Source organism: Nocardia citri, assembly GCF_054065835.1.
In genome coordinates, this window is record NZ_JBSUQM010000006.1 from 265,469 (window position 1) to 280,177 (window position 14,709).

Genomic DNA, 14,709 nt, shown 5'->3' on the forward strand with positions numbered 1-14,709 from the left:
GGCGGCTAGACCGGCGTGAGCCAGGTCCCCCATGGCGTATTGCGCAGCACCGTATAGCCGATGAGCAGCGCGAAGAACACCCACATCGTGGTGCGGCCGATCCGGGGTAGTCGCATCCGCTCACCGCGCCAGGCCCGGATCGACCAGTCACCGATCCACAGCACGAAGGCCAGCACCAGCGGTAGCACGAGCACATTGCTGTGTATCGCATCGAGAATTCGGCCGTCGGTCAGATTGTGCATGCCCCGCATACCGCCGCAGCCCGGACAATAGAACCCCGTCAGCGCGTAGACCGGGCAGACACCATAGGAACCCGCGCTGTGCGGATCCCGGAAATGCAGCAGCAGCGCGGCCCCGACCCCGAGGCCTGCCGCCACCAGCGGCCACCCCGTGGCGCGCAGCCCGGTGCGCCTCGGCTGTTCGGGGCGAGGATCCCCTGCGGGTGCGACCGATACCGCATTCCTTATCTCCACAAGCATCAAAGGTAGTCGCGGCCGCCCGACCCGACCAGATCCGAACGGTCGGGCCCGGAACCGGTAGCTGGTGCCGGTGACCGCGCCGACCAGGCGGCTCTGCGCGGAGGTAACGAGCGCCTCGGGGCTGGGCGATATCCACAGAAAGAGGCTCGCGCTCGATGTTTCTTCCGGATGGACTATTGGCCGACCTAATTTCGGGTATCCACCTGATAGCGCCAGGATTTCCACCACGGGGCGTGCTAGCACTTGCAAGCACTCGAGCTTGCGACGTACTGTGGCGGCAGACACAAAGGAGTGCTCTAATGCTGGTCAAGTCGATGAGGACGCTGGCGGAAGTGTGCGGTGACGGACCGCTGACCGCTGCCTACCGTGCCGGACTCCGGTCCCGGACCTACCGGACCGCGTCGCTCAACACGCCCGCCGCCACACCCGAGATCATCCCGGTCACCACTGGGGATGGGGCCAAGCTCAGGGTCCACGCCTACGGCCCCGCCGATGGCGATGTCATCGTCTTGATCCACGGCTGGAGCTGCTGCATCGAGTACTGGAATCCGCAGATCAATGCCTTCGCCGACCGCTACCGCGTGGTCGCCTACGATCAGCGCGGGCATGGCGAGAGCACCCTCGGTAGCAGCGGCCCCGGCGCGCAGACACTCGCCGACGACCTGGAAGCCGTACTCGAGGCCACCCTCCCGCTCGGCAAGCGCGCCGTCCTCGTCGGCCACAGCATGGGTGGAATCACCCTGCAGGCGTGGGCATCCCGCTATCCCGAGCAGGTCACGCGGCGCGCCTGCGCCGTCATCCTGGCCAATACCGCGGCCAGCGATATCCGCTACGAGACCGATCTGCTGCCGCTGTTCAACAAGCCGCTCATGCTGGCCAATCGCCCGGTGACCGTATTCGGCGCCAACGTCCGCGTACCGCTCGTCGTCGCGAAAACCGCACTCACCGCACCGATTCCGCTGCCGGGTGGCTGGCCGGTCAGCGCGGTCTTCAAGGCCCGGGTGATGTCCAAGTCGGCCACCCGCGACGAGGTCGACTTCGCGCTCGGCATCGTCCGCTCGTGTCGCCCGCTCACCCGCGGCCTGCACGCGGCCGCCCTCGCCGACCTGGACCTGGGCGATGCGGCCAAGTTCCTGACGGTGCCGACGACGGTTATCGCGGGCGCCGAAGACCGCCTGCTGCCCGAGCGCATGTCCCGCCCGATCGTCGAGGCCCTGACCCGGGCTGGTCATCTATCCGACTATCAGGTCTGGCCCACCGGCCACCTCGGCAATATCGAGGCCGCCGACCGCTTCAACACCCTGCTCGCCGACGTGGTCCAGCGCGCTCATCCCCGCACGGCCGCCGCAGGCTGACCCGAAAACTCTGCCGGGGCCTGGCGTCGGCTGCCCGAGCAGCCCTGATCAACCACATTCCTGCGCGGACGAGGTTTCGCACGCAGCCCTCGACCATGGGAACCGTGTACTGATCAGCCCGGCTTGATGTTGACGTTGCGGTGGAAGACGTTCTCGGGATCGTATTTGGTCTTGATATCGACCAGTTTCGCGTATTTGGCCGATCCATAGGATGCGCGGATCCGGTCCTCGCGGGACTCCGTCATGAAGTTGACATATCCACCCGGGTTGGCGGCGAGCGGCCGCAGCGCTTCCCAGGTCGCGCGCACCCAGGCAGTATCGGCGACGAAGGTCTCGGCATCGGAGGCCGCGGCCGTGATATTGCAGACGTAGTGCGCGGTGCGCGCGCCACCGAATGCGGTGTCGTCGGCACCGACGGCAGTAAAGGCGCCATCGAGGGTGAAGATCGGCATGAACGACAGTGGTGATGTCTTCTTCCCGGCCTGCTCGGTCAGGACCGCGATCACCTCGTCGGAGAAGTCATCGAGATCGAGCGCCTTCTCATATCCGTAGATGCCCCACGGCTCCGCCGCATCGAGCATCGACTGCAATCCGGTCAAGGGTATGGGGGAAATGAATTCGAAGAGCGGGCTGAGCACACTGCGAATCGGCGCCACCATCACCGCATGTTCTTCGGCAGTACCGAAACCGGCCACGATAAGGGCATACCCCGGCACGAAGTGGTAATGCTCGGGCACGAAAGGCTCCGGCGGCGCGGATATCCCGACGCCGACCAACACGCCCGACCTGGGCGGCATCATCGGAATGAACTCGCGAACCAGACGTAGTACGGCGGTCCCATCCGTCAGTGGCCAGAAGAAGAACCCGACGTGCACTTCGGGTCCGATCTCATGCGCGCGATATTCGAATTCGGTGACGACGCCGAAGTTTCCGCCACCACCACGCAGCGCCCAGAACAGGTCCGGATTCTCATCGGCGGATGCCCGGATTATCCGGCTATCGGCGAGTACGACCTGCGCCGAAACGAGATTATCGATCGAAAGTCCGGCTATCCGGGTCAGCCACCCCATGCCACCACCCAGCGTGAGGCCACCGACGCCGGTATCGCTGATGATCCCGCCGGGCACAGCCAGTCCGTACGCCTGGGTCACGGCATCCATGTCCGCCATTGTGGCGCCGCCGCCGACCCGGGCCGTCCCGGCTTTCGGGTCCACTACGACGCTGTTCATGACGCCGAGATTGATCATCATGCCGCCGTCGCAGACCGCCGTGCCGCTGTAGGCGTGGGCACCGCCACGCACGGTTACCTCGAGCTCATTGTCCCTGGCGAAAGCCAATGCCGCGGCCACATCCTCGCAAGACAGGCATTCGGCGATCACCGCGGGCCGCCGGTCGATGGCTCCGTTCCAGATGGAGCGGGCATGGTCATAACCGGCGTCGTCAGGAGCGAATACCGGCCCGGCGATCGCGGATCGCAGCGCCCTGAAGTCGAAATTCATTGTTCTGGTCATGGCATTTCTCCAGCCACCGGGTCCCCGACCACTCGTGGAAGAGCGGGTCACGCCGTCCGCGTCGCCGGCTCTTGATGCGGCACCGACACGTAGGTGGTGCGATCCCAATGCCGCGCACACACCCCCAACCGGTGAGGTGGCGCGCTAGACATATTAACGCCCGTGCATCGCGGCCGTACCTGTTTCATCCCGGGCAGGAACCTGCCCACGACGTGTCGGTACGACATCAGCCGGAATCCTGATGCTAAAAGCTTTGGTATGAACAGGGGTGTAATCAGCGGCGTGCCGAAATCGTGCCGGGCGCGATCAGTGCTCGGCATCGCTGTCGTGGGAATCCTTATCGGTACGGTGGTCGGTGCGCCGACGGTATCGGCCGAGGTCACCACGTCCGCGAAGATTTCTACCGGTACGGCATCGGAAGATGGTTCGCATATCACCGACGTCGAACACATCGACGACCGAAATTTCCGACTTCATGTCTATTCCGCGGCGATGGACGCCGAATTCCCGGTGGAGGTCCAACGTCCTGCCGATGGCTCGATACCCCGGCCGAGCTTATATCTATTGAACGGCGCAGGCGGCGGTCAGGACGACGCATCATGGGAGGAACGCAGCGACGCGCGTCAGTTCCTGTCGGATAAGAATGTCAACCTGGTCCAGCCGATCGGTGGCAGGTTCAGCTACTACACCGACTGGATCAACGATGATCCGGTACTCGGTCGCAATAAATGGAAGACCTACCTCACCGAAGAGCTACCGCCGCTGATCGATGCCGCGCTCGGCACCGACGGAGTCAACGCGATCGCCGGAATTTCCGCCTCCACCGCCACGGTGCTCGGTCTGCCCATTGCCAAACCCGGCCTCTACCGAGCGGCTGCCGCGTTCAGCGGCTGCGCGCAGACAAGCGATCCGATCGGTTCCGGATTCCTGAAAACCGTGATCGCCTGGGGCGGCGGAAATGCCGACAACATGTGGGGTCCGGTCGGTTCACCCGAATGGACGAAAAACGATCCATACCTGCACGCCGATAAATTGCGCGGCATCGACCTCTACCTTTCCTCGGGAAATGGCCTGCCCGGAAAATACGACACGCTGAACGAACCGCATGCCGACCCCGGCCTCGACGGGCTGACAAATCAGATTTTGTTCGGCGGCGCGATCGAGGCAGCCGCAAATTACTGCATGAAGAATCTGCAGGCGAAGCTGATATCGCTCGATATTCCGGCGACCTACGATTTCGACGAGGGCACACATTCGTGGGGTTATTGGGAAGACGAATTGAAGCGATCGTGGCCGGTACTCGCACACGGACTCGGTTTGACATAGTGCGCCGCGGGCATCGACACGCTATGGAACCAAATAGTCCGTTTTGTGACGGATGTGACATAGCGTTCATCGCATACTTCGACGCATAGTCAGGAGGCGGATCGATGAGGTCGGGAACCCGGCGCGCAGCACTCGGCTGCTGTGCCACGGTGGCAATCGCAGGTTCGATCGCGCATCCGGCCACGGCCGCACCACAGCCCGATACCGTCGCACTGCCGCCCGGACTGATCGCGGCCCTGGAGAGCGACCTGGGAATAGATGCGCACGAATATCTCGTACGCACCGAAAATGCGCGTCGGCTTGTCGAATTCGCACAGCAGGCCCGCGCCGCCTACCCAGCCGTATTCGCCGGAATCCGGATGAACGACGACCGCCCGATCGTTTCGCTGCGGCGACAGCGGCGGACCGATCTTCGCGGGCACCAGGGCGCTCGGCCTCAGCAGCGCCATCGTCACGGTCAGTTCCGCCTTCGATCTCGGCTGCGGCCACGTCGCGCTGCTTCTCGGCCAGCCGATCGGTACTGTGCTGCAAGATAATCCCGGCTTGACCATTCGGACGAGCTGATCTACGCGAATTCATGACACCCATCGATACGGAAGGCAAATACAGCTAAGGAGAGAGCCGATGCTGCGCTTCGCCGCGGCCGCAATCGCGGTCGGTGCCCTCATAGTTTGTGCCGGTTCAGCCGTCGTCGAGGGTTCCGACGACAGCGTCGCTACGTTCGTCGACGATCTGGACGAGAGCGCCGGCACATCCGTCGATGCCCCGGACAACGGCGCCACCACAGCCACAGGCGGTCCGCGCGAGAACGTCGCCACAGCCATCGACGGATTAGACGACGGCGTCATTACATCCGCCGATCCCCCGAACAACGACGGCGCCACGTATCCAGACGGTCTCGGCCATTACCTCACCGCAGCTACCGACGATGCGAACGACAGCATCACCACAACCGCCGACGGACCGGACGACAACATGGCGACGTCCGCCGACGGGACCGACGACAGCATCGCCACGTCCGCCGACAACCTGGACGACGGCATCGCCACGGCTACCGAAGAGACCAGCGACATCACCGTCACCCCCACAGCCGGGCCACGCGACTCGGCGACACCCGCCGGACTCATAACCTCACTGCTCCGCTTGGGCACCAGAGCCCTGGCCCTGACGGTCGTACCGCTGCACCAGTTCCCGGCCTTCGACGCCGTCATCACCCACGAAAGCGGTTGGGACGTGTTCGCCATCAACCCGCAAAGCGGCGCCTATGGCCTCGGCCAAGCACTGCCCGCCGAAAAGATGCAAACCCACGGCTGGGATTGGCGCTTCAACCCGCTCACCCAAATCCGCTGGACCTACGACTACATGAATGAGCGCTACGGCAGCCCCGACGGGGCCTGGGCATTCTGGCAGCAACACCACTGGTACTGACGAGGGCAGTGCCCGAGCGGTCAGCAGGAGGTGCGCGTCAGGCCAAGATTTCGCGGTGGAACAGCCCCAGATCGTGGATCGCGGCTCGAGCGTCGGCAAGCAAATCCGCGGCGATGTGGTGGACGTGCGGTGCGCGGTCCCAGATCTGCAGCCGTACCGGGACGTTCGCTCGAGCACAGCGTTCAGCCAGCATCTCGGCGTCCGGCAACAGGCATTCGGTGGAGCCGACCTGGATGAGAACCGGCGGTAGACCGGTGAAATCGTGATTGACCGGAGACCACGCCAGGTCGAGTTGGCCGTCGAGGGCAACGCCGTGGCGCGCGATCAAATCCAGGATCCGAGTGGGTATGTAGGAATCTCGGTGCCGGTTGGGGTGGGCGTCGCGGGTGGTCGAATCGAAGTCGGCCCATGGTGCGATCGCGGAGATGGCGCCGGGCATCGGCAACCCGCGTTCCCGGGTTGCCAGGGCCATTCGGAACGCGAGCCCGCCGCCCGCCGAGTCTCCGGCGACGATGATGCGCTCGGGTTGGAAGCCCTGCTCGAGCAGGTATTCGTACGATTTGACGGCGTCGTCGAGGGTCTCGGTGAAATGCGCGTCGGGTAGGTGTCGGTAGTCGACATTGAATGCGGGCATCCGGCTGGCATGTCCGATTTTGGCGACAAGGCGTCGATGGGTATTCATGCCGCCGCCGATGAACCCACCGCCGTGGAAGTACAGCAGGACCGAATCGTGCCGTTGCCGCGGGTCGGGCAGGGTTTCGTGCCACAACCATTCGGCGCGGAACTCGCCTAACCGAACGGTCCGGCGTTTGGTGCCGTGCGGGGGGACGAGCGCGGCGGCCGGTAACTCGAGCAGACGGCCAAGCCAAAGCAGGTGCTCGAACCGGCTATTGATCAGCGCCAGGGTCCCCAACCCGAATCCGATGGTGCCGCGCAGCAGCGGGTGAGCGATTCGAGTCCCGATACTCGCCTGGCTGGACGGTTCGACGATCGGTGCCGATGGCTCGGGGCACGCAGCGGTCGTCACGACGGTTGCCAACGTCTACCCTTATTCCGGCGTGGCGGAATAAGGGTAGACCAGAAGTCGTGGCGCACCGCGTCCCACAGCGCGGCCAGTCCGGGATGGAGTTCTCGTGCTAGTGCGAGATCCGGATAGGTGGCGGGGCCGAACGACAGCACCGGTGAGGCGTCAGCCGCGTCGTCCACAGAGATGATCGAGATCAGCCGATTCTGAATCAATCGCCACGTCACACGCATTCCGTCGACCTCGGTTCGACATACGTTATCCATCGCCGCCTCCACCCCGTCGTGGGCGTAGTGCCTGCCGTTGGCGGCCATCATCGGTTGGGCACATATGGTGAGAATTCAAGGTCGACCTCCTGCTCACTACCGAGCGTCACAGATCTAAGCCGTGTCGACATGGGTAGAAACACCCACTTCGTCACCCATATCCGCAGCTCACCCGGGTTCCGTCGGCATAAGTAGGTACCGGCGGGCAGTGTTCGGAGCACAATCCGCATCCCGCGCGCTGGGCAATCAGGTTCGAGGACGACCTTCGCAAACCGGGCCTACTCGGAGCCCCTGGCCCGGTTGGATTCGGTCCTATGGGGGGTGAAGTAAGCCCACGCGCGTGGTGGCCCAACCTACCACTTCGCGGTGACAAGGTTTCGTCGGACGGCAGCGGGAGATCCCCGGCTTCGGGAGCTGCTCGCATCGGCACGCCCAAGCGATCCACTCCGCACTCGACCCCGGCCAGGCGGACGAACACGAGGACACCGTGCTCACGGCCCAACCGGCAAGTGCCCGAACTCGTCGCGGAGGGTCCGAGCGGCAGATCGCCCAACGGCTGGCGCTGTCGCCGCGCACCGTCGACCGGCACCTGGAGAACATCCTCGGTACACTCGGATGTCCGTCCCGCGCGCAAGTAGCCGCCCAGGCCGCGCACACACGACCTGGGCAAACGAAGGGACCACGGGCAGAAATAGGTATATCCCAGGTAGTTCTACCGTCGCGTTCGGACGAACCGGCGTAGACCCTTGTTGGGGACAGCGTTGGTGGCTATCACTCCGAGGTTCCCGTGTCCGAGCACACATACAAATCCAGCAGCAATCCCGTCGAGACGAACAACACCATGATGATTCGGCGCTGTGGGCGCTGTGACAAGTTGTTCGCACCGTTGACCGCCGAATGTTCGTCGTGCCGGTCCTGGGACCTCGAGTGGTCGCCATCGTCGGGTCACGGTTCCATCGTCTCGTGGCGGCTCGTGCACCGAAGCATGAGCCATCCGCACGACCAGGTGGTGCCGTTGACGATCGCCATCGTGGAACTCGACGAAGGGCCGTGGGTATACGCGACGATCGAAGGGGAGGTCACACCCTCTCCGGACCTGCCGGTCCGGGTGCGGTTCGAGCCGCGTCCTCGCATCGATCGCTTCCCGGTTTTCGCGGTCTGCCAGGCGACACCCGAATCGGATGGCGTTCGTCCCGCGGCGCAGTGCGGGGGTGGTTCGCCCCATGTGCGGTCGAAGCATCTTCCCGTGGTCGAGCCCCGCTACGACGCGTGGTGGGTGCGGACATCGCTGCGCGAATGTGAACTCATGGAGGGCGCGAAGGCGCTCGACGCGGCGGCGAAAGCCGTGGTCAGTTTCGCGATCCGATGGGCACCGTTCGGCGGCGCCACCGCAAGCGAACTGCTCGTGACCTTCGGCGTGACCCGACGGCGGTTTCTGCACATGATGGAACAGGCACTGAACCCACAACCGACCGATAGCGTCAAGGTGCGCGGGCAAAAGCGTCATTTGAAGGACGCCCTGACACAGGCGTGGCAGATGAGTCCGACCGAGTTGCCCGCCGGTAGTGCCTGACCCAACGCACCGCACAGCACCACGTCGAACACATCCTGAGCAAACTCGGATTCACCCCTTGCACCCAGATCGCGGCCTGGATCATGGACGAGGCCCAGCACGAGGCTCGGCATGGGCGTGTCGCCACGCTGTCGAAATGGCTTGCAATCCAAGGGATCGTCATAGTGTGGCGCTATGACTTCCGGGAGAGGTTCGGTCTTGGCCACCAGAACCCTCGCCGTGGATGGCAAGCGGGTCCTCATCACGATCAGGAGGCCCCGCCCAGACCGGACGGCGCAGGATCGGGCATATATCTGTCGCATCGACATCGACGGGATGGCCGTCGCCCCGATCCGACTAGAGAGCAGCGCGGACACACCCGCGCGCACGGTGGCGATCGGACTGCGCAGGACCGCCGAACACTTGGAAGTCGGCCTGGCCGAACTGCTATCCGATGCCGATATCGGCATTGCCCCGTACCGGCATCCTCCGGCCCGCTCGAGCGGTGACGCGCCGGATCAATGATCGGTCAGCATTGCCGGATCGAATGATCCGACTACCAACAACTATCGCGGCGTACCTTCTGAAATCCGGGTGGCACAGCGGTTCCGGGCGGAAGTCCGGGTTCGCACCGCTGTGGCACATCGCAGGGCTCAGACAGCCGTGAAAGTGCCGACGCCTGAGGACACGGTGATACCGAGGCCGCCCGCGGTAGCGAGTGCGATGATCCGGCCGGCTCCGGTGAACACCGGCACCGGCACGGGAGCGCAGTTGCTCGGCTGCGGCGCCGTTTCCCGATCGGCCACGTCAGCGACACCGGATGCTCCGGTCGTCAGGTTCAGCCACTGGATCCGGGCGTGGGAATCGAGAGCGGTACTGCCGCCGAAGGGGCCCGGGTTGGCGACACCGAAGGTGGTGACTCCGGGGTTGTCGCCGACGGTCGCGGTCAGGTAGATGCTCAATTGCGTTGGGACACCCCATGTTTGGGTTATTTTCACCAGCGGGAGCTGGAATGTGAACGTCTGCGCGGCACGAGCGACGCTGTGCTGGCCGAGCACCAACGCACCTACCACCGCAGCGGCCAATGCCAGCTTGGCGCCGACGCCGACAATCCGGCGAACCAGTTTGTTCCTCACCAGCCCTCCTCGCAAGTCGAAGATTCAGAACTTCGCCAACCATCGGATACACCTGCCCCACCGGTCTACGTCCGGCACCGAAAACGTCCGCTCGCCGAATACCCAGCGCGGCACCGATATCGCCGCTCGGAGCGCCCGCACTGGTTCCGGACGTCATCCTGATCATCGCCGGGTGCGCCACGGTACTGCCGACGCGGACTTGGCGACTACGGCGTGCTGCTGGTCATCCTCGCCTACGCGCGCTACATGAGCCTCGCCGCCTCGTCGAGCGTATGGGGCTTGCGCGTGACCCGCAGACCACGCGCCCATCGCGGGCCGCACCGGCGATGAATGTCGGTGCGGCCGTGGCGATTGCCGTCAGTGTCGTTTGGTGACAACGACCGGTTTGATATCGGTGGGTATGCCCGCCAAGGCGGATTCCGGGACGCCGAGCACGGTGGCGAGAACGGAGCGCGGGATGGCGTTGACCGCGGCGAGGATGCCGATGTCGTCGTTGGTTTCGGCCGCACTGGTGTTGAACACGATGAGGACCTCGAGGGGTGCGTCGGTGCGCGCGTTCTCGAAGTAGTGGAAGAAGCCCTGCGGTGCGAATACGAGGTCGCCCGGGTGGGCTTCGAAGGATTGGGTGTGGTAGCTGCCGTCGGAGTGGGTGCCGAGAATGGTCCATTTCGCGGTGCCGGAAATGTGATAGTTCATTTCCCAGGCGCTGGGGTGCCAGTGTGGCTCGCGGATGCCGCCCGGCTCCAGACGCACGAAGTAGACCGATCCGTTCTGCCCGGCCAGCACCGGAAAGCTACCCTCGTGCGCGCCTTGCAGGGTGCCACCGTCGAAACGCTGCGGATCCGCCGAGGTGAGATGGAATAGGTGCGGGGAGTTCTGCAGGTTCTCGGCGACCTCACCGGTATTCGGCAGTTGGCTCGCGACGGTGTCGGCGCAGCCGGTAGCCGCCATCAATCCCGGGCCCAATGCGGCTCCACCCAACGCCGCGGCGCCGGTGCCGATCGCCGCGCGCCGATTGACGCCCGCCGTTTCCGGTTCGGAATCGCTCGACATACGCCTCCGTTCGCAATGACGGACCGGGTGGTCAAACTCCGCTGCAGCGCTCGTCAGCATACTTCCCGCTACTTCACAAAGTGTCGACCCGCCGAGATGCGGCGCGCCTGTCCGTTTCTGATGCGACGAGAGGCGAGTGCGGAGCTGGTGCGGTCGCGAGGTCGACCCAGGCGACACCTCGGCGTGGCGGCGGAGAAGAGAGTGAAACAAGATTGGGAGCCACGGGCACGGACTCGGCGAGCATGATGCGCAGCCAGTTACATTGCAAGTCTGAACTATTTGCCGCAGTTGACATTTGAATGCATTCCTACAATCATCAGCGGGCGCCGTTCGGCGATCGGGATGCTCTCACCAGTCGATTACGACTCAGGAATGACTTCTTTCCCTGATCCGGCGCTGTCTGGGGTTTCGGTGATCTACGCACAGGAGGCTTCATTGGTCCGGCGATTGCGGTACGGCGGTTCTCGTCGAATCAGCGCTGTGGTACTCGCGCTCGTCTTCAGTGCCGCCGCACTCGGCACGCCCGCCACAGCCACTGACGGCGTCGACCCCTATCTGGATAGTCTCGCCGAGGCCGCGCCGACGCCGGAACTGCACTGGTCCGACTGCCAGGACGGCTTTCAGTGCACCGCCGCACGCGTGCCGCTGGACTACCACCAGCTCGATGGCGACCACATCGACCTTGCGGTGATCAAGCTGCCGGCCACTGATCCGAGCCGTCGCATCGGCACCCTGTTCGTCAATTTCGGCGGCCCCGGCCCATCCGGCGTCGACCGGCTCCGGGAGCGGGCTCGGTGGCCGTGGTTGTTCTCCGATGAGCTGCGGTCGCGCTTCGACCTCGTGGCCTGGGATTCGCGGTCGGTGGCGCGCAGCTCGGCAACCCGCTGCTTCCCGAATACCGGCGAACAACGCGCCTTTCTCGACTCCAGCCCGGAAATGCCGACGGATGCCAGCGGCGAAGCCGCGTACTTCGCGCACGCGCAGGAACTCGCCGACCGCTGCGAACGCAACGCCGGGCCGATCCTGAATCACGCGTCCACCGCCAATACCGCGCGCGATCTGGAATTGCTGCGCCGCGCGGTCGGCGATCCACAACTCACTTACCACGGAATTTCCTATGGCACCCAACTCGGCGCGATCTACGCGAACATGTTTCCGAGCCGAGTGCGGGCGATGGCATTCGACGGGTCGCTGGACTTCGAGGGCAACATCAACGGCCATGACGGCCAGGGCACCACAGTCCCATTGGACACCCGACAGAATGTGTCCGACGGTATCGCGGAGACCTTCGACGACTTCCTCCGCGAATGCGCGGTGGCCGGTCCACGCTGCGCATTCGGTGCGGGCGATCCACGATTGAAATGGACGGTGCTCACTCAGCGAGCGCGTATAGCGCCCATCAAGGTGGCGGATCAGACCTGGACCTATTCGGCGATCATCGCTGCGGCCAGCGAACTTTCGCAGCCGTCGACCTATCCGGACCTTGCCACCCTGTTGCAGACGCTGTTCGATTCGGGTACCAGCCTTCCGTCTCTGGCCGGCCTGCGGTCGATCGCTGAGGCCTCGTATCTGGGCAACCGCACCGAGGCGTACTACACGATCCAATGCAGTGACAGCGCCGTGCCCACCGATCCCGCCGTCTACAGTCGCGCGGCCATCACAGAGGACCAGCGGGTACCATACTTCGGACGGGTCGGCGTTTTCGGCCAAACCGTCTGCGCCTTCTGGCACGGCCACGACGCCGACCGGTACACGGGCCCGTGGAATCGCTCGACCTCGGCCCCGATTCTGGTCCTCAATGGCAGATTCGATCCGGCCACACCGCTGCCCGGCGCGATCGCGGGCGCCGCCGAACTCGCCAGCGCCCAGGTGGTCGTGATCGAGGGCGCGGGCCACAGCAGCATGTACGTCGCGAGCACCTGCGCCGAACAGGTCAAGCGCGAGTACCTGACGTCCGGGCAACTGCCCCCGACCGGTACCACCTGCGGCATCGACAAAGCCCCGTTCGACTGAGATACCGACACCATCCAGGCCAGGCGCCGGAAACCACTATGGAGGCGCCCCGAAACCGGAGCTGGGATTGATCGGAGGTGCCGGTAAATTTCGACGCGTGGCGACAGGTATTCGCCGGACGTCAGGGCAACCGACGTTCGTACGGCGCGACCGGGCACCGTATTTTCAGCACGGTAGCGACGTAACCGTGCTGACCGGCTTTCCCACCCGTCCGAAGTGGCCACCGCCCACACGATCCCGCACCTTGCCGCGATCGGCGCACGGAACCACTTGTCTACCCAGCGCGTTCGGGTTCAGTAGCTGTGCCCCGGCGGCGGTATCCGCCACTGAGTCGTCAATGGCGGTAGCACCGCGGTGTCGGCGGTCGGGTCGGCCCGCAGGCAGCGGATGAACCCCTCCACGGTGAACCCGGCGGCAAGGATCTCTGCGAGCAACCGCGCGGCGGCGTTCCTCGAATCCATGCGCTACATAATTCCCTGAGCACGCCTGCCGCAACCACGAATTCACAAGACCAATAGCAAAATTCCACCACATGGGAAGCGGTGGGTAATAGTTCGGCAATCCCGCCCATCGGCGGCGTAGCGCAGCCTTACGCACGACAGTATCCCGGCTCCAGAGCGGTCGCCGACGCCCCGCGCCTCCGCTCTCGCCGCCTGCGTCCGAGCACCCGGATCACAATGGGTACGCCGCTGCGCGCCCTTCCCCACCACCCGACGTCGCCCAAGCACTCGACACCCTCGAAACACTCCACACAATTCGAGTCGCGCAGCTCCCCCATGGGGTTTCAGCCACCACCGAAATTCCGCTCCTCGGAGAGAAGCGATCCGGCGTGGGTCGATGAGCCCCTCAGCCGTTGCCGTAGACGCGGTCCGGTATGACCAGGACGACCGCGCGACGCTCCGCGGCCATCACCCTGTCGTACTCGTCCCAGTCCTCGTGGGTGCCACCGGCCGCGGTGAACACCTCACGCAGCAGCATTCGCAACCGTTCGGCGTCGATACCTGGGGCCGGATCCTGCGGACCGGCGATCCACACCGACCCTTCCACAGCGGCCCACTCCCAACCGACACGGACGACTACCGTCATGCGCGGCCGGGCACGAAGGTGATCCAGCTTGCGGGTACCGCCACGTACCACCGCCCCGACCACCTGCTCACCGGTCTCGGGGTGGTTCAACACACCTGCATTTACCAGGGAGGACTGGATCGTGCCGTCCGCCCGCAACGTCGATACGACGCATAGGCCGTGGTCACCGGCGATCAGCCGCGCGAAATCCGCAAGATCGGTCACGCCAGGAGTCTACTGATCAGTGAATCCCGCGGGCGAGTCAGACGGCGACGCCCGTCTGATCGTTGCCAGCTTCACCGGCCAGCCGCTCACCTGAACAACCTTCGGCCACACGCCCTTTAGCCGCAGAGCTACGAGACATCTCCGCCAGCTCCGCAGTCGAGCGCGACAGCTCGCTGAGTGGTCTCCACGGTCGCGGTGGATGCGTACGCCGGAAACCAGCTTGATGCGGCGGTTTGGTCCGGGGATCCGGACGATGACGGTACCGGCCCGCCGCGA

The 14,709-nt window shown here is 64.7% G+C and carries 15 protein-coding genes; 7 read left to right on the top strand and 8 right to left on the bottom strand.

What is annotated here, in order from left to right; translation table 11 throughout:
* Positions 1 to 5 precede the first annotated feature (5 nt).
* Positions 6 to 479 carry a DUF2752 domain-containing protein gene (locus ACW2Q0_RS12380; RefSeq protein WP_457189369.1) on the bottom strand — a complete coding sequence of 158 codons (474 nt, stop codon included), beginning with the start codon at positions 477 to 479 and terminating at the stop codon, positions 6 to 8.
* Between the two features lie 299 nt (positions 480 to 778).
* Between ACW2Q0_RS12380 and ACW2Q0_RS12385 the strand changes: the two genes are divergently transcribed.
* Entirely contained in the window at positions 779 to 1,834 is a 1,056-nt protein-coding gene (locus ACW2Q0_RS12385) for an alpha/beta fold hydrolase (RefSeq protein WP_457189371.1), read from the top strand.
* A 113-nt stretch (positions 1,835 to 1,947) separates the two neighbouring features.
* On the opposite strand, the gene ACW2Q0_RS12390 is transcribed toward ACW2Q0_RS12385, so the two are convergent.
* The gene (locus tag ACW2Q0_RS12390; protein ID WP_457189373.1) at positions 1,948 to 3,345 is read right to left on the bottom strand and encodes an FAD-binding oxidoreductase; all 1,398 of its coding nucleotides are present in this window, start codon (positions 3,343 to 3,345) and stop codon (positions 1,948 to 1,950) included.
* Between the two features lie 258 nt (positions 3,346 to 3,603).
* Here ACW2Q0_RS12390 and ACW2Q0_RS12395 point away from each other — a divergent pair, with 258 nt between their 5' ends.
* On the top strand, positions 3,604 to 4,671 hold the full coding sequence (locus ACW2Q0_RS12395; RefSeq protein WP_457189375.1) for an alpha/beta hydrolase: 1,068 nt from the start codon (positions 3,604 to 3,606) through the stop codon (positions 4,669 to 4,671).
* A 624-nt stretch (positions 4,672 to 5,295) separates the two neighbouring features.
* Positions 5,296 to 6,099 carry an aggregation-promoting factor C-terminal-like domain-containing protein gene (locus tag ACW2Q0_RS12400; RefSeq protein WP_457189377.1) on the top strand — a complete coding sequence of 268 codons (804 nt, stop codon included), beginning with the start codon at positions 5,296 to 5,298 and terminating at the stop codon, positions 6,097 to 6,099.
* A 37-nt stretch (positions 6,100 to 6,136) separates the two neighbouring features.
* Here the strand turns inward: ACW2Q0_RS12400 and ACW2Q0_RS12405 are convergent, their stop codons facing one another.
* The gene (locus ACW2Q0_RS12405) at positions 6,137 to 7,138 is read right to left on the bottom strand and encodes an alpha/beta hydrolase (RefSeq protein WP_457189379.1); all 1,002 of its coding nucleotides are present in this window, start codon (positions 7,136 to 7,138) and stop codon (positions 6,137 to 6,139) included.
* Positions 7,123 to 7,440, bottom strand: a complete 318-nt coding sequence (locus tag ACW2Q0_RS12410; protein WP_457189381.1) for a hypothetical protein — start codon at positions 7,438 to 7,440, stop codon at positions 7,123 to 7,125. Before ACW2Q0_RS12410 ends, ACW2Q0_RS12405 begins: the two co-directional genes overlap by 16 nt.
* A 436-nt stretch (positions 7,441 to 7,876) precedes the next feature.
* Between ACW2Q0_RS12410 and ACW2Q0_RS12415 the strand changes: the two genes are divergently transcribed.
* The 3 genes from ACW2Q0_RS12415 to ACW2Q0_RS12425 all read left to right on the top strand — a co-directional run bounded on the left by ACW2Q0_RS12415 (position 7,877) and on the right by ACW2Q0_RS12425 (position 9,466).
* On the top strand, positions 7,877 to 8,131 hold the full coding sequence (locus ACW2Q0_RS12415; RefSeq protein ID WP_457189383.1) for a LuxR C-terminal-related transcriptional regulator: 255 nt from the start codon (positions 7,877 to 7,879) through the stop codon (positions 8,129 to 8,131).
* A gap of 102 nt (positions 8,132 to 8,233) precedes the next feature.
* Positions 8,234 to 8,962: a Zn-ribbon domain-containing OB-fold protein gene (locus ACW2Q0_RS12420; RefSeq protein WP_457189522.1), complete on the top strand. Its 729-nt coding sequence runs from the start codon at positions 8,234 to 8,236 to the stop codon at positions 8,960 to 8,962.
* Positions 8,963 to 9,160: 198 nt separating this feature from the next.
* Complete coding sequence (locus ACW2Q0_RS12425) at positions 9,161 to 9,466, top strand: hypothetical protein (RefSeq protein WP_457189385.1); 306 nt, start codon at positions 9,161 to 9,163, stop codon at positions 9,464 to 9,466.
* Positions 9,467 to 9,594: 128 nt separating this feature from the next.
* On the opposite strand, the gene ACW2Q0_RS12430 is transcribed toward ACW2Q0_RS12425, so the two are convergent.
* Positions 9,595 to 10,077, bottom strand: a complete 483-nt coding sequence (locus tag ACW2Q0_RS12430; protein ID WP_457189387.1) for a hypothetical protein — start codon at positions 10,075 to 10,077, stop codon at positions 9,595 to 9,597.
* A gap of 357 nt (positions 10,078 to 10,434) precedes the next feature.
* Positions 10,435 to 11,130, bottom strand: a complete 696-nt coding sequence (locus ACW2Q0_RS12435; protein ID WP_457189389.1) for a cupin domain-containing protein — start codon at positions 11,128 to 11,130, stop codon at positions 10,435 to 10,437.
* Positions 11,131 to 11,502: 372 nt separating this feature from the next.
* Between ACW2Q0_RS12435 and ACW2Q0_RS12440 the strand changes: the two genes are divergently transcribed.
* Positions 11,503 to 13,143 (top strand): alpha/beta hydrolase, encoded by a 1,641-nt coding sequence (locus ACW2Q0_RS12440; protein ID WP_457189391.1) that lies wholly within the window; start codon positions 11,503 to 11,505, stop codon positions 13,141 to 13,143.
* A gap of 293 nt (positions 13,144 to 13,436) precedes the next feature.
* Here the strand turns inward: ACW2Q0_RS12440 and ACW2Q0_RS12445 are convergent, their stop codons facing one another.
* Both ACW2Q0_RS12445 and ACW2Q0_RS12450 read right to left on the bottom strand, forming a co-directional pair.
* On the bottom strand, positions 13,437 to 13,604 hold the full coding sequence (locus ACW2Q0_RS12445; RefSeq protein ID WP_457189393.1) for a hypothetical protein: 168 nt from the start codon (positions 13,602 to 13,604) through the stop codon (positions 13,437 to 13,439).
* Between the two features lie 385 nt (positions 13,605 to 13,989).
* Positions 13,990 to 14,433: a TIGR03618 family F420-dependent PPOX class oxidoreductase gene (locus ACW2Q0_RS12450; RefSeq protein ID WP_457189395.1), complete on the bottom strand. Its 444-nt coding sequence runs from the start codon at positions 14,431 to 14,433 to the stop codon at positions 13,990 to 13,992.
* Positions 14,434 to 14,709 lie beyond the last annotated feature (276 nt).